This is a genomic window from Lysinibacillus sp. FSL K6-1151, assembly GCF_038630755.1.
GTDB lineage: Bacteria > Bacillota > Bacilli > Bacillales_A > Planococcaceae > Lysinibacillus > Lysinibacillus fusiformis_D.
Genome location: NZ_CP152040.1, coordinates 2,971,903 through 2,987,172 on the forward strand (window position 1 = coordinate 2,971,903; position 15,270 = coordinate 2,987,172).

The 15,270-nt window shown below is 36.1% G+C and carries 16 protein-coding genes and 1 riboswitch; all 16 genes read right to left on the reverse strand.

Annotation, left to right across the window (positions count from 1 at the left end; translation table 11 throughout):
- Positions 1-11 precede the first annotated feature (11 nt).
- Entirely contained in the window at positions 12-1,622 is a 1,611-nt protein-coding gene (locus tag MHI04_RS14310; protein ID WP_342534962.1) for a serine/threonine protein phosphatase, read from the reverse strand.
- A 32-nt stretch (positions 1,623-1,654) separates the two neighbouring features.
- Positions 1,655-2,494 (reverse strand): protein phosphatase 2C domain-containing protein, encoded by an 840-nt coding sequence (locus MHI04_RS14315; RefSeq protein ID WP_342534963.1) that lies wholly within the window; start codon positions 2,492-2,494, stop codon positions 1,655-1,657.
- 6 nt (positions 2,495-2,500) lie between these two features.
- Entirely contained in the window at positions 2,501-3,028 is a 528-nt protein-coding gene (locus tag MHI04_RS14320; RefSeq protein ID WP_036120184.1) for an FHA domain-containing protein, read from the reverse strand.
- 36 nt (positions 3,029-3,064) lie between these two features.
- Complete coding sequence (locus tag MHI04_RS14325; RefSeq protein WP_036120187.1) at positions 3,065-3,640, reverse strand: FHA domain-containing protein; 576 nt, start codon at positions 3,638-3,640, stop codon at positions 3,065-3,067.
- 30 nt (positions 3,641-3,670) lie between these two features.
- Entirely contained in the window at positions 3,671-4,105 is a 435-nt protein-coding gene (locus tag MHI04_RS14330; protein WP_036120190.1) for a DnaJ domain-containing protein, read from the reverse strand.
- Positions 4,106-4,194: 89 nt separating this feature from the next.
- Positions 4,195-4,620 (reverse strand): hypothetical protein, encoded by a 426-nt coding sequence (locus MHI04_RS14335; RefSeq protein WP_036120193.1) that lies wholly within the window; start codon positions 4,618-4,620, stop codon positions 4,195-4,197.
- A 231-nt stretch (positions 4,621-4,851) separates the two neighbouring features.
- Positions 4,852-7,020 (reverse strand): transcriptional regulator, encoded by a 2,169-nt coding sequence (locus MHI04_RS14340; protein WP_089934851.1) that lies wholly within the window; start codon positions 7,018-7,020, stop codon positions 4,852-4,854.
- A gap of 553 nt (positions 7,021-7,573) precedes the next feature.
- Positions 7,574-8,482 carry a serine/threonine-protein kinase gene (locus MHI04_RS14345; protein ID WP_342534964.1) on the reverse strand — a complete coding sequence of 303 codons (909 nt, stop codon included), beginning with the start codon at positions 8,480-8,482 and terminating at the stop codon, positions 7,574-7,576.
- 136 nt (positions 8,483-8,618) lie between these two features.
- A complete protein-coding gene (gcvPB, locus tag MHI04_RS14350; protein ID WP_089934849.1) occupies positions 8,619-10,082 on the reverse strand; it encodes an aminomethyl-transferring glycine dehydrogenase subunit GcvPB in 1,464 nt (487 codons plus the stop codon).
- Positions 10,075-11,421, reverse strand: a complete 1,347-nt coding sequence (gene gcvPA, locus MHI04_RS14355) for an aminomethyl-transferring glycine dehydrogenase subunit GcvPA (protein ID WP_340809227.1) — start codon at positions 11,419-11,421, stop codon at positions 10,075-10,077. Before gcvPA ends, gcvPB begins: the two co-directional genes overlap by 8 nt.
- Before the next feature lie 25 nt (positions 11,422-11,446).
- A complete protein-coding gene (gene gcvT / locus MHI04_RS14360; RefSeq protein WP_342534965.1) occupies positions 11,447-12,550 on the reverse strand; it encodes a glycine cleavage system aminomethyltransferase GcvT in 1,104 nt (367 codons plus the stop codon).
- 261 nt (positions 12,551-12,811) lie between these two features.
- A riboswitch (glycine riboswitch) is annotated at positions 12,812-12,904 on the reverse strand.
- A 144-nt stretch (positions 12,905-13,048) separates the two neighbouring features.
- Complete coding sequence (locus MHI04_RS14365) at positions 13,049-13,564, reverse strand: shikimate kinase (RefSeq protein WP_036120210.1); 516 nt, start codon at positions 13,562-13,564, stop codon at positions 13,049-13,051.
- A 198-nt stretch (positions 13,565-13,762) separates the two neighbouring features.
- Positions 13,763-14,188 (reverse strand): competence type IV pilus minor pilin ComGF, encoded by a 426-nt coding sequence (gene comGF / locus MHI04_RS14370; protein ID WP_330493181.1) that lies wholly within the window; start codon positions 14,186-14,188, stop codon positions 13,763-13,765.
- On the reverse strand, positions 14,181-14,498 hold the full coding sequence (locus MHI04_RS14375) for a type II secretion system protein (protein ID WP_036120217.1): 318 nt from the start codon (positions 14,496-14,498) through the stop codon (positions 14,181-14,183). Before MHI04_RS14375 ends, comGF begins: the two co-directional genes overlap by 8 nt.
- Positions 14,491-14,958 carry a competence type IV pilus minor pilin ComGD gene (comGD, locus tag MHI04_RS14380; protein ID WP_051891606.1) on the reverse strand — a complete coding sequence of 156 codons (468 nt, stop codon included), beginning with the start codon at positions 14,956-14,958 and terminating at the stop codon, positions 14,491-14,493. Before comGD ends, MHI04_RS14375 begins: the two co-directional genes overlap by 8 nt.
- Complete coding sequence (gene comGC, locus MHI04_RS14385; RefSeq protein WP_036120220.1) at positions 14,927-15,265, reverse strand: competence type IV pilus major pilin ComGC; 339 nt, start codon at positions 15,263-15,265, stop codon at positions 14,927-14,929. The genes comGD and comGC overlap by 32 nt, the downstream gene beginning before the upstream one ends.
- Positions 15,266-15,270: the final 5 nt, after the last annotated feature.

Genomic DNA, 15,270 nt, shown 5'->3' on the forward strand with positions numbered 1-15,270 from the left:
GGATTTGAATGCTAACTGGCATCAGTTACTTCATCTACTGGAGGTTCTGCTTCATTAGGAAGTGCATTATCTGCTGGTTGAACCTGTGGAACAGGGTTTAATTTATCATTCGCATTCATAATCTTTCTCTCTAATCCAAGAACTTTTGCCAGTAATTCTGTTTCTTGATAAATCTCCTGCGCAAGCGTATAGGACTCTATCGCTTGAACATATTCCTGACGGGCATAGCTCTGATCCCCACTTTTTTCTAACCCTTCTGCCTTTAATTCTTTTTGAGCCTTCTTCAATTCATTTATTTTTTCTTGTGTATCTTCAATTTTTGTTTTAATTTGTGTCTCTCCAGTAAATGAAATGGCGAGTGCTTTTTTTCTAGCTTTCTCATAAATGGCTAAAGCCCCACTGTAGTCCTCTGCCTCAAAACGAAAATCTGCATCTTTTATAGCATCAACAATCTCCACAACGGAATCCATGTTGGCAATTCTTTGCTCTACTTCTTCCTTACCAAATCCATTAATGAGTTTGCCCTCTTTTTTAGCTTTTTCATAATGTTCTAATGCCTCTGTAAATTTTCCAGTTTCCGCTGATTTATCACCATTGATAATTAGTTGTGTCACTCTTAATTTTCTAGCTAGTAAATTTCTATGTATAGGATCTTTTAATTTTTTTGCTGCATTTCTTCCCTCACTATATGCAAGTAAAGCTTCATCATAATTTCCGTCTTGAAAGTAAACATTTCCACTCTTTTCATGGTCCTTCATCTCGACTGTTAACTCTGCTAATTTTTTTGCTTGTTTTACTTGATAAAAAATCGTGCCGCCACCTACAACCAAGGCTAAAACTAATGCAGCAGCAATCATTTTTATATACTTCATCTTGTTTTTGTTCGTTTCTTGATACACCTTGTTCACAAATATCGCAGCAACCGTATAATTTTCTACAACTTTTCTTTGCCTACTCAACAATATTTCTTCCAACAAATCTGTATATTGTTCAGAATCTTTGACACCTTCCAAAGCGTCAGCCATCTCAATCTCACTGACATCTCCCCAAAAGCCAGCTGTACAAAGTAATAGGACATCACCATCAGTAAGCTTCATTTTTTTAGACACAAAGGGTTGAAATTTGTTTGGTTTACCTAGATAATTCAACAAATTCCCTCTTTCTTCATGCTGGCTAATATCTAATGAACGGTTCTGACTGTTTACTATTTCCTGTGCTAAACTTTGGTCTGTACTTTTGTAGGTTAATGTACCGTTGCGGAAGTGATACAGTCGCGAATTCCCCGCTACTCCAACAATCATTTTTGAGTAGTCGGAAACAACTATGACAATACTAGCCTTTAATCTTACTCGTAAGCTTTGCGCTTGTAGTATATTTTGTGCATGTCTAAGGTATTTATTGATAGCTCTCCTTGACATAGCTGGCTTTTCCATAAATTTTTCCAATATAGCCTTTACGGCAAGCTCTGCACTACTAATTTCCTGATCTGCATCCAAGCCCTTGACAGCTACCCAACAAGCTACATCGTCAAGTTCTGTATAGGCAAAATAGTCTTTATTTTGCAGAAAGGACCCTGCTTCAGATAAAAAGCCCGTTTTAAAGTCGCAATTTTCCTTTCTCATACGTCTCCTCCTTCTCTATTCCCTATTCATCGTCACCAAGTTTTTTCTAAAATCACGATGGTAGCATTATCTTGATTTTTTAAGCGTTTTTGTTCAACGGCTTTTATCATGCTTTGTGCTAAATCATAGGGTGGAGCTTGCTGAGAGAGAATTTTTTCCATTTCAACCTCCGTTAAAGCATCATAGATTCCATCACTAAAAAGACATACCTTGTCCCCTCTATTTAGCTGAATCGGATTCTTTCCTGTATCCAAATTTTTAAAGCCTGCATATCCTAAATAATTGATTAATCTCTTTTTTAGAGGATTTTCCTGAACCTCAAGTTGCGAAATTTCACCTGAAATATATCTTTCGGTTAAAACTGACTCAAAAATATGTTTTTGGTTAATCTTTAGAAATTCACCATTTCTAAAGATCGTGAGAACACTATCCCCTACTGCCCCCCAATGAAGATAGCCTTCACTATCAATAACGGCCGTGACTAATGTTGTTCCTCCATTGGAGCCATTTAAGTTTTCCACAATCATATGATTGCTTGCTATAGCAGCTTCCTTAAAAAAGTTTTGTAGATTATTTAAGCTACTAAGCTTTTTAAATTCTTCTATGAAGGTTGTCACTGCGATCGTGCTAGCCATCCGCCCATTGGCTAAGCCGCTAATTCCATCTGCAAGCACCGCGATTGTGCCATATGTCGTTTCGGCAGTTGAGAAATAATCATCCTGCTCATCACGTCTTCCGATTGTTTGACCATTTCCAATATAAATTTTCCCTTTATCCATTTTTTGAGCAAGTATACTTCTTATTAGCAGTAACAAGATAAGGACAATGATAAAGATTAAGGTAATTATGTACGGCAATAACTTTTGGTCCATATGTCATCATTCCTCACTTTGATTGTTTTCCCATTCAAAGTGAACACCACAAAGTGGAATAAATAAAAATATACTTCTCCCTAGCTGTATCACATCATAGGCTGCTAATTCCGTTGGTGTATAAACGGCCTCATTATTTAGATAGGCTAATCCTGATGCATCTCCTGGCAGTAAGTAAAAATTACGTTTTTTAGGATCATACACAATGACTGCATGATTTCGCTTAGAGATGGAATTGTCCCCTGCAATGCGGATATGCATATCTTCTGCTCTACCTATAAAATTCTTTTCAGATAAGATACGATAATCTCTACCCATTTGCGGCCCTTCAATACAAACTAACCATCCTGTTACAGGATCTATCCCATCCATTTCTCCTAAGTAAGGCAATGTTTTATCATCTGCTTCAATGACAGGTGAGGAAGGACTATTTTGTCTTTGCTCCTGTTCCACCATCACGTTACAGTAAGGACAAATATTGCGATGTCTCCTTGAACTAAACATATGACCATTTGTACATCTAATCAAACTCATTTTGATATCCCCCATCTTTGTTACGAATTTTTTTCTCTATTTAACCAAAATTCGCGTATTCGCTATGTATATTGTGTCTCCATTACCTAATGGGTAAGGAATCTCATGTTTTAATCTATTTTTTACCCGCTTATTCGCTTTTTTTAAGCCAACACCATTAACCGAATCTATATCCTCTAAATACCAAATTCCAGCTACACAATTTAGTACAGCATGCTCATAATTCACAAGAGATTCATACTCTGTTCCACTTAAATCAATATCCGCCTTGTGTTCAGCTGAACTTTTTCCAATAAGCAATGAAATTTGATCGCCAAGTTCCCATTCATCTATTTCTACTCCACGTTCATTAAGAAGAACAAGCTTTGAAATGTCCTTCTTAGCCATCACTTGAGTGATTGCCTTTGCTTCGTATTTAAGCGATACATATATAATGGCGAGTATGACTATTACCGTCCCAATAACGAATTTCAAAAGGACATCCTGATTCATTACAAAAACATATAAAATGAAAAAGAAGGCGATTGTGACAATAATGATATCGATAATTTTTATAAACATTTTTTTTCGTGTATTTCCACTGTAAGCTTCAGCTGAAAATGGCTCATACATATAATCACACTCCTCTCTTTTTGCCATAGCTTATTTATTAAAAAAACGTTCAAATAAATCCGTTGTATCCAATGGATTTTTCTTCGTTTTTTTATGAAGCGTTGAGGACATCTCCTTTGTTTTAGGATTGAAGCCAAAGAAATGTTCAAAGTTTTTTTCAATATTATTCATATTAAAATCTGGCTTTTTCTCTGTAGACTGATGTCCGTTTGAATGCTTTTCATTTTGTTGTTCATTTTGCCAGCTGGTACCTTTGCCATCGAGACGGGCATCGTAAGTCTCTTTCAGCGCTGGATCTTTAAGCACCTTATATGCCTCTTGAACCTCTAAAAAAATTTTCTCTGACTCTTGATTTCCACCACTCACATCAGGGTGATGCTTTTTGGAAAGCTTTCGATAAGCTAATTTTATTTGCTCTTGTGTTGCATTTCGGTCTATACCCAATGTTTCATAATGCGTTTTCATGTTTTCAACCCCAATTTAGGATTATTAAAAATAATCTAAGGAACTATAAAAGTTCCTTAGATATAGTAGTGTTTTATCGTGCTGCAATCTTAGACAGCGTAGCCGCCTTCGATTTTTGCCAATTCTGTTTTGTCTTTCTTTTGCTTAATAAATAAGAAGAACTCACCAATACCTTCAGTGTCACCATATCTTTCTGTATAGTCCACAACGAAAGCATTTGGGAAATGAATTTTTCTTACTACTTGATCAGCTGAGATCACTTCAAGTGTCACTTTGCGGTAGCAATCAGCTTTTTCAGCTGGTACTAATGACCATAATCCTAATTTCATCGTATCATCAGAATTATCACCATCAGTGGCAGTTAAAATTTTACCTTTTACTTTTAAAGTTGCCCCAACATCTGTAGAGCGCGCGTTAGAATCATTCGGTGTATCTGTCTCGTATTCGACAGTCATGATGCTTTCTAACCCTAATTCAATTGCTTCTGATCCTTCTACTTTTAATACAAAACCCATTTTTAGTACCTCCTAAATTTTGTTGAATCGTAACTTCTGACTGTTCTAATGAAATAAATTTAAGTACAGCTATTCATTTCACAGTGCCATGTTTCATACCGACACGATGAAATATGTAATATTTTTCATTTTAGCAATTAGTCGTTCGATTCATATTTATGTTAAAAGATTTATGAATGATAAATCTTAAACACCCTACTTAAATAATTGAAAATGGTGATAAATAAATTGTTAGGCTTTAACAGCACTTGTCCCTTTAGTAATCGTGACCTCAAGATTTTTAACATTACCGTTAAATACAAGATCGATCTGACATAAGCTTGTTTTCTCATCAATGATGTAGCCAATATCATCTCCGTCATGAATGATAGAGTTTACATGACCTTTATCATTCAGCCACTTACTTTTTTGACTACTTGGATTATTACTAAAGAAGCGAACGATATTCTCGTGCTTAAAGTCACCAGATTGGAATCGAAGTATTCTTTCAATATACGTACTAACTTGCGTTTTATAGATTGAATCGAATCCATCTTCTTCCATTGCTAGACTTCTTGCTTTATAAACAGTAATACGTCTAATATCTTTATCCTGTAGTTGGGCATTTTCGGAAGAGAATACAAAACCGAAGCTTCTGCTGTTAATAGCGTCTTTAATATTATTCGTAAAACCTGAAATTTCCTTCGCCATCGTAGTTACAGCTCTAAGTGAGTTGTCTCCGGCTTCAATATCAAATCGAACTCCAGGGTAATTACGTTTTACATTTTTAAATGATTCCTTTAAATACTCTGGGCATTGGTAGGCGGAAACGATACCTGCTGCTACATAGCTAGCACCTACATAAACGCCTTCTATCCAAAGCTTTAAAATATCTTCCTTTTCTTTCGATAGACGAGCTCCATTTTCGGTAGTATGCATTCTCGTATCAATAACTACGCCTGATTTATCTTTTGGAATAATCGTAAAGTTTGGTAGGCATGGTATCGCGAACTCACTAAATTCTTTTCTGACAAGAACCGAGCATTTATCGATCAGGCGATCAATCCCAGCAGTTGCGATGCCGTTGAAGGTAGTTTCTTCTTCAGCCATAAAGTTAAAGAAAATTTGAACCTTGTAATCTTTTACCGTATCTAAGAGGATTGATAAAGATTCCATTGTGTTACCCTCTTGCTTTGTAACCTTTTCATTCCCTTTGAATCTTGATCGGCTAACTTTCATTTTTCCAGAAGATTCTAATTCTAGAGCAGGTACAATGCCATACCATACAGTATCTGTAAAATCATTTTTAGCGTTAACCGTATTTAAATACGTGCGTAATCTTGGTAGATTATTACTTTTCACAAGCATATCAAGCTTCGTGTTTGTCACTAATAATGACGGCTGCATACCTTTATTTTTCGTAGCATATTGATCGAAGTACATTTTGACACCTAATAGCTTTTCGACTAAAGGCTTGACTGTTTTTACAAATTCATCCTTTGCATCCTTATAGAACTCCAGGTATGTATTGTAATTTTGAACTTCTGTTTCAACATCAAATTCGGCTTTTATAGCTGGTAGAGGTGAGAACGTTCTCACAACTAAATCTTTTACATAGGAAGACGGAGATTCTGTAATAGCCTCATAGTCTTCTTCGAAAACTGTACTCAAGCCGTAATTACTATTTTCTTCAATGACCATCAGTTCTGAACTATTCGTTTGAGGTGCCTCAATAATTTTCAATTCACCATTATCACCAATAGTAAGCGTACCTATTTGTAATTTTTCGGACTCATCCTCATCTTGACTAGCACCTAATAATAATCTTGTTTTAATATCTTCAATTGCTAAAGGCAGCATCGCCATTACATTGTTGTAGTTTCTACTAGCTACTTCAAACATAAGATTTAGCTTGTCACCAGTATCTAATTTTTTCGGATCTCCCTCATCCAGCTTGTCATACTCACTGTATAGGTAATGAATTTCCTTACGAACTTGGCGAATATCATCCATGACTTTTTTAGGAGAAATCATGTCTAGTAAATTTTCAAATTTAAAATCTACATTCGTGATGCCCTGACTTCTTTTTGTATCAATGAGCGTAAATAGCATCTTTAAAAAATCGTTATTTTGGTCGATTGCTATTTCAGATATACAATCATCTTGAATTCCTTCAGGCTTTTTCAAGGTATACATAACCTTTTGATTTGCCGCGTTATAAAATGAATACACAGTAGGTGAAAACTTATCTAAAAATTCGTCGAAGCTTTTTACAAGAAGATGTTGACTAATTTCTTTGATCTTTTCATCACTTAGACTGTCGATTCCTTTTACATCGCCAACAAGCGTAATTAAATCCAATTTCTCTGGGTTTATTTCTTCAAAGAGCATTGTTCTGTTCGTTTGACTAATAATCTCCATTCATTTGGCTGTATATTACTACAGCCATCCCTCCTTTAGATAACGAATTTCGAGTAAGCATAAACATTAGTGCGTAAAAAATACAGAATTAGAATTGTATAACTACTTGAATCGAGCATCTTAAAAGAACATTTAGACACTTAAATTAAGTCGATATATACATTTAAGATAAAATTTTACAATAAAAACAATAATGTACTAAGCTATGTACGAGAAGCTCTAATTCAACTTTATGCATTTTTTATACAAAATTCACTAATGGTTTTATGTATCACAAAAGTAACTATACAATACCTAAAATCAATGTCAATATTTTCTATAGAATATATTGTAAGCAAAAACATTTTAAGGACAGTTTATTAAAAATATTACATGGTAATAATTATGATATTTTTTAGGGAAATAGTGGATAAATCCTATTTTTTTATAAAAAAAACAACTAAAGGTCCGATTGCTATTAGGCCCTAAGTTGTTCTTTTGAATATCATACTTTTAAGACTAAAATGAGTAAAAAGTATTAAAAATATAGTAATTTTGGTCTTTTAGAATTAATTTATTTAAAATAGTTCTTTATACATTTGAATTTTCTTTCCAAAATAATCATGTATTTAATAAAAGAAAGGGAAGAACATCTTTTTTTATGCTGCACTTGCAAGCCCCATAAAATAGTCAATGACATAGGAATGCTCACTTTTCTATTATATTTTCTCACATTTGTAAGTTTATCCTCGATTACTCTTTGTGAAACATCTAGTGGGACTTCGTTTGTTAATGCGAAGTATAAAGTTGCCATCAAACTATAAATATCTGTATAAATGCCTTGCTCTCCTTTAACGGAATACTGCTCAATAGGTGAGTATCCTGGTGTAGTAAATATTGGATATTTTTCCACCGTTTTATAATAAATTGCTGAACCGAAATCTAATAAGCAAGGTTTCCCTTGTGCATCAATTATAATATTATTCGGCTTTATATCCCGATGAATAATGCCTTTACTATGTAAATACGAGATGGCATCAATTAAGGGAAGGAATACTTCTTCATATAGATGATGCCTTTCGTGAATAGCATATTTATGTATATATTGGTCCAGTAATATCCCTTCATAATAATCTGTAATCATATATATAGAACCATTTTCAATAAAATGATGTCTATACTTAACAATATTTTGATGGTTCAATTGTTGGATCATGAATGCTTCACTTAGAAATCTTTCCTTTAATTCCTGAAATTTTTCCTTTGTTGAGGGTACACGATTGATTACTGATTTGTTATCCAAATCTCGTAACGCTATTTCCATTGGGAAAAATTCCTTAATGATTAGTTGCTCTCCAGTATTTATATGTTCAGACATATACACAAAGGATAATTTACTAGTGGCAAGAACTTGCGTTATTTTATATGTATTATGTAATAGACTGTTTATTGGTAAGCTCAATTCAAATATTGCTGCCTGCATTTTAATCTCCCTTCAAAAATCGAATATACAAATTAATGTAATTATATCAATTACTATATTTTTATGTATAGTTTGTACTAGCCTAAAGTGCGCAAACAAAAAACCGTTCAATATGAAGTGAACGGTTTTTTGTGGATTATGCTTTTTGATAGCGCAGTACTGGTGTACGAGCAGCGCGTGTTTCATCAAGACGGGATACGACAGTTGTATGTGGTGCTTCTTGCACGATAGATGGGTTTTCTTCTGCTTCTTTCGCAATTTGAATCATCACATCACAGAATGCATCTAATGTTTCTTTTGATTCTGTTTCTGTTGGCTCGATCATTAATGCCTCTTCCACGTTTAATGGGAAGTAGGTTGTTGGTGGATGGTAGCCAAAGTCTAACAGACGTTTTGCAATATCTAATGTGCGAACGCCCAATTTCTTTTGACGACGACCTGATAAGACAAATTCATGTTTGCAGTGACGGTTATATGGTAAATCAAAGAATGGCTCTAAACGACGCATCATATAGTTTGCGTTTAATACAGCGTATTCTGTAACAGCTTTTAAGCCATCTGGACCCATTGTACGAATGTACGTATAAGCACGAACATTGATACCAAAGTTACCATAGTAAGGTTTTACACGTCCAATTGATTGTGGACGATCGTAGTCGAAGTGGTATGTGCCTTCTTCTGTTCTCACTAGTACTGGTTTTGGTAGGAATGGAATTAAATCTGCTTTTACGCCTACTGGACCAGAACCTGGACCACCGCCACCATGTGGGCCTGTAAATGTTTTATGCAAGTTTAAATGCACGCAGTCAAAGCCCATATCGCCAGGACGTGCTTTACTCATAACGGCATTTAAGTTCGCGCCATCATAGTAAACTTTCCCGCCTACAGAGTGAATAAGCTCCGCCATTTCAATAATGTTTTCTTCAAATAGACCGAGTGTATTCGGGTTTGTTAGCATTAATGCAGCTGTATCAGCACCAACGACTTTACGAAGGTCTTCGATATCAACTAAGCCATTTTCATCGGATTTCACAGTGATTGTTTCAAAGCCTGCTACTGTTGCTGAGGCTGGATTTGTACCGTGAGCTGAGTCAGGAACAATAACTTTGTTACGGTGACCTTCACCATTTGCCTCATGGAATGCGCGAATCATCATTAATGCTGTCCATTCACCATGGGCACCTGCTGCTGGTTGTAATGTTACTTCATCCATTCCTGTAATTTCTACTAAAGAAGTTTGTAAATCATAGAGAAGCTCCATCGCACCTTGTACTGTCGATTCATCCTGTAATGGGTGAACATTCGCGAAGCCTGAAAGACGTGCAACTGCTTCATTAATTTTTGGATTATATTTCATCGTACAAGAGCCGAGTGGATAGAAGCCAGAGTCTACCCCATGGTTTCTACGAGAAAGTGCTGTGTAATGACGCATAATATCAAGCTCAGACACTTCAGGTAACTCTGCAGCTTCCGTACGAACTAAGCTTGCAGGCAGTAAATCTGCTAGGTCTACTTCAGGTACATCAAGTGCTTCTAAGCTATAGCCAACGCGACCTTCTTTTGAAATTTCAAAAATGAGTGATTGATTTTCGTTATGCATTAAGAGCCCCCATTTCTGCAACAAGTGCATCAATTTCTTCTTTTGTGCGTAATTCAGTTACTGCAATAAGCACATGATTTTTCAGAGAGTCATAATTTTGCCCTAGAGGATATCCACCGATTATACCCTTTTCGATTAAGCCTTTATTGATTTCCTTCACACATTTATTCGTTTTCACAACGATCTCGTTAAAGTGTGCACCTTGGAATGCTACTGTAAAGCCAGCTGCTTCAAAGGCATTTTTTGCATAACGTGTTTTGGCAATATTTTGCGTAGCCATTTCACGAATACCTTGTTTACCTAAAGCTGTCATCGCTACAGATGCAGCAAGTGCTAAAAGTGCTTGGTTCGAACAAATATTAGATGTTGCTTTATCACGACGGATATGTTGTTCACGTGCTTGTAATGTTAATACATAACCACGGCGCCCTTCACCATCCACTGTTTCACCAACAAGACGACCTGGCACTTTACGCATTAATTTCGTTGTCACTGCAAAGAAACCACAGTGTGGCCCACCAAATGCTTCAGAGATACCGAATACTTGCGCATCCCCTACACAAATATCAGCACCTAGCTTACCAGGAGGCGTTAAAATGCCTAATGAAAGTGGGTTAGAAGAAACAACAAATAAGCTTTTCGCTTCATGTGCAATATCACTAATAACTTGAATATCCTCCACTTGACCGAAGAAGTTTGGATATTGAGCAATAACAGCTGCTGTGTTGTCATCGATTAACTCTTTTAATGCTTCGACATCTGTCACACCATCTTTTTGTGGGATTGTCACGATTTCAATGGATTGACCATAGGCATATGTAGCAACAACATCGCGATATTCTGGGTGCACTGCTTCAGACACTAATATTTTCTTACGACGCGTATGACCTGCTGCTAGCATACCTGCTTCTGCTAATGCTGTACCACCGTCATACATAGAAGAGTTTGCAAGATCCATGCCAGTTAGCTCGGCAATCATCGTTTGGAATTCAAAGATTGCTTGTAGCTCACCTTGTGAAATCTCTGGTTGATAAGGTGTGTACGCTGTATAGAACTCTGAACGAGAAATGACATGGTCCACGATTACTGGTTTATAGTGATTGTAAACACCTGCACCTAAAAACGATACATTAGCATTTGTGTCCTTATTTTTTGCAGAGAGTGCTATTAATTCTTTTAATAAAGCAGATTCTGATTTTGCTTCCTTAATATCATAAAGGCCTTTAAAACGGACTTTCTCAGGAATATCCCCGAATAATTCATCAACTGAGGATACACCGATTACGTCTAACATTTCTTTTTGATCTTGCTCCGTCATTGGTAAATAACGATGTTTCATAAATGTAGGTCCCTCTTTTCAACTATTATTTTGAACGCTTGTAAAACGGTGTTTCTACTGTTATTACCTTTAAGTGTTTCCCACGAATTTCGATTTCTAGCTCAGTTCCGATTGTTGCGAATTGACTGTCAATTAAAGCGTGACCAACATTACGTTTAGATGAAGGAAGCTGTGTACCCGTTGTCACTTCACCGATTTCCTTACCGTCCTTGAACACTTTGTAGCCATGACGTGGAATGCCTTTATCAATCATTTCAATGCCTACCAATTTGCGTGTAAGACCATTTTCCTTCTGCGCTACTAATGCTTCATGACCAATGAAGTCTTCTTTATTTAATTTCACAGCAAAGCCAATCCCAGCCTCAAGTGGAGAAATTGTTGCCGATAGCTCTTGACCGTATAATGGTAGCCCTGCTTCAAAACGTAGTGTATCGCGGCATCCTAAACCTGCCGGTACTACGCCTTTATCATGACCAGCATCTAAAATTTTACCCCATAGTGCTTTAATATCTTCTGGAGCACCGTAAAGTTCAAAGCCATCTTCTCCTGTATAGCCACTACGAGAAACTAATACTTGATGACCCGCAACTTCAACGCCCTCTTGGAAGCGGAAAAATTTAATGGCACGAACATCAGTCGAAGTAAGGGATTGAAGAACTTCCTCTGCTAATGGTCCTTGAAGAGCAATTTGTGCATAAGCATCGGACTGGTTATCAATCGTCACATCATATTGATGTTGATTTTCCATCATCCAATCATAGTCTTTTTCAATATTGGCTGCATTGACACATAATAAATAGTGATTACCAGCTAATTTATACGTTAATAAATCGTCAACAACGCCTCCATCTTCATAACACATGGCTGTGTATTGCGCTTGGCCATTAACAATTTTAGATACATCATTTGATAAAAGATTTTGTAAAAAACCTAATGCATCGGGACCTGTTACTAAAATTTCTCCCATATGTGATACATCAAATAAGCCTGCACGATGACGCACTGCATCATGTTCTTCTTTAATGGAAGTAAATTGAACAGGTAGTTCCCAGCCACCGAAGTCTACTGTTTTTGCACCGTATTTCGCGTATTCTTCAAATAGAGGTGTACGTTTTAATTCATTCGTCATTCTTTTTTGCCCCCTTATTGTTCGTTACATTTTTACTGGTAGTAGTTCGTCTGCTTTTGTATTAATACAGTCAGTGCGTATCGTTTCCAATCTTTAAAGCACCTGTGGACATAAAAAAAGACAGACGAACCCCTTTTCGGGATTCTCTGTCCTTGCACCTGAAAGTTACACCAGACTGGCTCGCAAGTTTTCACACTGCCAATCAGCCGGCTTTCCCCTTTGGTGGCTGTTATTGTTATACTACAGCTCTCTCCAGAGTTGCGTCTTGTACGAGTCCTTTTACCTGAGAGATTCATAGCCATTTACTACTTGCTCCTTCGGTGGCGTCTACACGCGCTCTCCCCGCACAATCATCCGCCCAAGATAGTTCTTGGTACTATTTAGTAGTCAATGAACATTTAGTTACTTATTTGTCTATATCCTAACATTAAATGCATTGAAAAGGCAATCATTTTTTAAAAGATAATAAAACACGAACATAATTTATCAATAATACAATCATCGTTCGTTTTTTAATCTTTTCACTTGAAATACTAAATACTCTAGAATATGACGGATAGTTCTACCTTCTGTCAATACTTGGATATGTCCTACCTCACGGTAAAACTTCCTTCTGTAATGATACAGGCTTTCTAGCTCTTCCTTTGTAGAGCTCTGGACAATGGGTCTGTTTGGATCATGCTGTATTCGTTTATAAATATCTTCAAAAGACGCATCTAAAAAAAACACTAATCCACTACGTCTCATAATTTTTCGATTCTCAGCATTAATGGCAACGCCACCACCTGTAGAAATAATACAAGCCTCATCTCTGAAATTTTTCAAAAATTCTGTTTCTATTTCTCGAAAATGGGCCTCTCCGTATTTTTCAAAAATCTGTGGAATTGTCATTCCCTGCTGGCGCACAATCTCACGATCCATATCATAATATGGCATCTTTAATAAATAACTTAAACGTCTTCCTAACGCACTTTTCCCACTGCCCATAAAGCCAACTAAATATATTTTTCGCAATTCGGATCACCTTCTTATAACTACGATTCTACACTGTCTGACAAAATTTGTCCTAATAAATTTATCGTAGTTTGAACATTTAATTTTTCTAGCCCATCATATGTTCGAAACTGCATTTCATAAGACATACAATACGCAAGAACAAAAGTAGTTACAAAAAATAATAATGCAATTGCGATCAAAAAAATAGCCCCTCTGTCATTTTTCAATAATTGGCACATAGAAGCTTCGCTCCTTTTGAATACCGCTAGTCATTTCAACAGCTACCGTCAGCATGTTTTCTGTATAATTAAATTGGCATTTATTAATTCCGATTAGCATGGGAACATGTCCACCATTTATTTGCTCACGAATAATATTAGGATAGCAATCAATATGATGGATTGTATTTGCAGTTTGAAAGCTCACTCTTTTTCGATCTTCCCGAATAGCAAACGCAGAGACATTCTGTAGAGAATGATTTACATCATAAACAAATAGCTCCCACTTTGTTTGTTCATCTGTTAGCATGGTTGATTTCATTTCAGCAAACCACAGCATAATAAGAACAAAAAGATGAGATACAAGCACAAAAACAACCAATTGAAATATGGCTTCTATTAATGTATAGCCTTTGTCATTCACGGACTTCACCTGTATCTTGTATACATTTTTGGCGCAGTTCACGCATGTTTTGAAAACGGACACAAATTTGTTGTCCATCAAATTCCCAATGATACTCTACTTGTTCAATGGTCCTAGAGCCTTCTGTTTGCTGTACTGCCTGATATTGCTTTAAACCTTCATAGGCAGTTTCAGCTGCGATGAGTTCTAGTTTTTTATTTGTAAGATTCGTCTTCATCGTATAGGTAAGCGGTATTAACGACATACACAATATTGTTAAAATCCCCATAGCTAAAATGGTTTCTACAAAAGAATAGCCTGACTCATTCAACTCTAGCTCTCCCTCGTCCTAATGTAATAACGACTTTTTTCTTTCCTTGAGGGGTTTTAAAGGCAATGGTTCCAGCTGACATAACATTTCCTTTAGTATTATAACTAAGTGTATGAATAGAACTTTCTGCGTTCAAAAACTCGACTCCTTTTGGAAAAGGACGTTCATATAAAATGGTATAAAAATCTTTTTGAATAACATAACGATTACTGGGACTTATTATTTTCATTGCTATATATTGCCGTTCATTCATGCTATAGGTTTGAATATACTGAATATCTAGTTGCATTTGCGTAAAAAATCGTTCCAATTCCTTTGCTTCTGCTATTTTGAATGAAAATTTACTAACAATCGCTGTTAAACTCATAACAAGAAACAAAACAATCAGTATTTCAAGAATTGTAAAACCACCATTTTTATTATGTTCATCAGCTATTTGACCCTGTTTCCAAATCTGCATTGGCTAGTCGTACCTCTCCCTCATTCGTGATGACTATTTCGGCTTTATTTGGGCAGGTCGTTTCATGTTCTTTTAAATAGCCTTTCATCACTAGATCATCTAATGTTGGATAGGTCATAAAATCTACTCGATAGGCCTCGACCTGCCCTTGTACCATAGATATATAAGCCTTACAGCCCTTCTCATCAATGGTAGCAAAATGCTTCGTAACATTTGGAATCGTAATTAAAATAAGGATTGAAATGATTAATAAAACAATTAGCATCTCGATTAAAGTGAACCCTGCTTGTTCGTTGATACGTTTCATCTTTT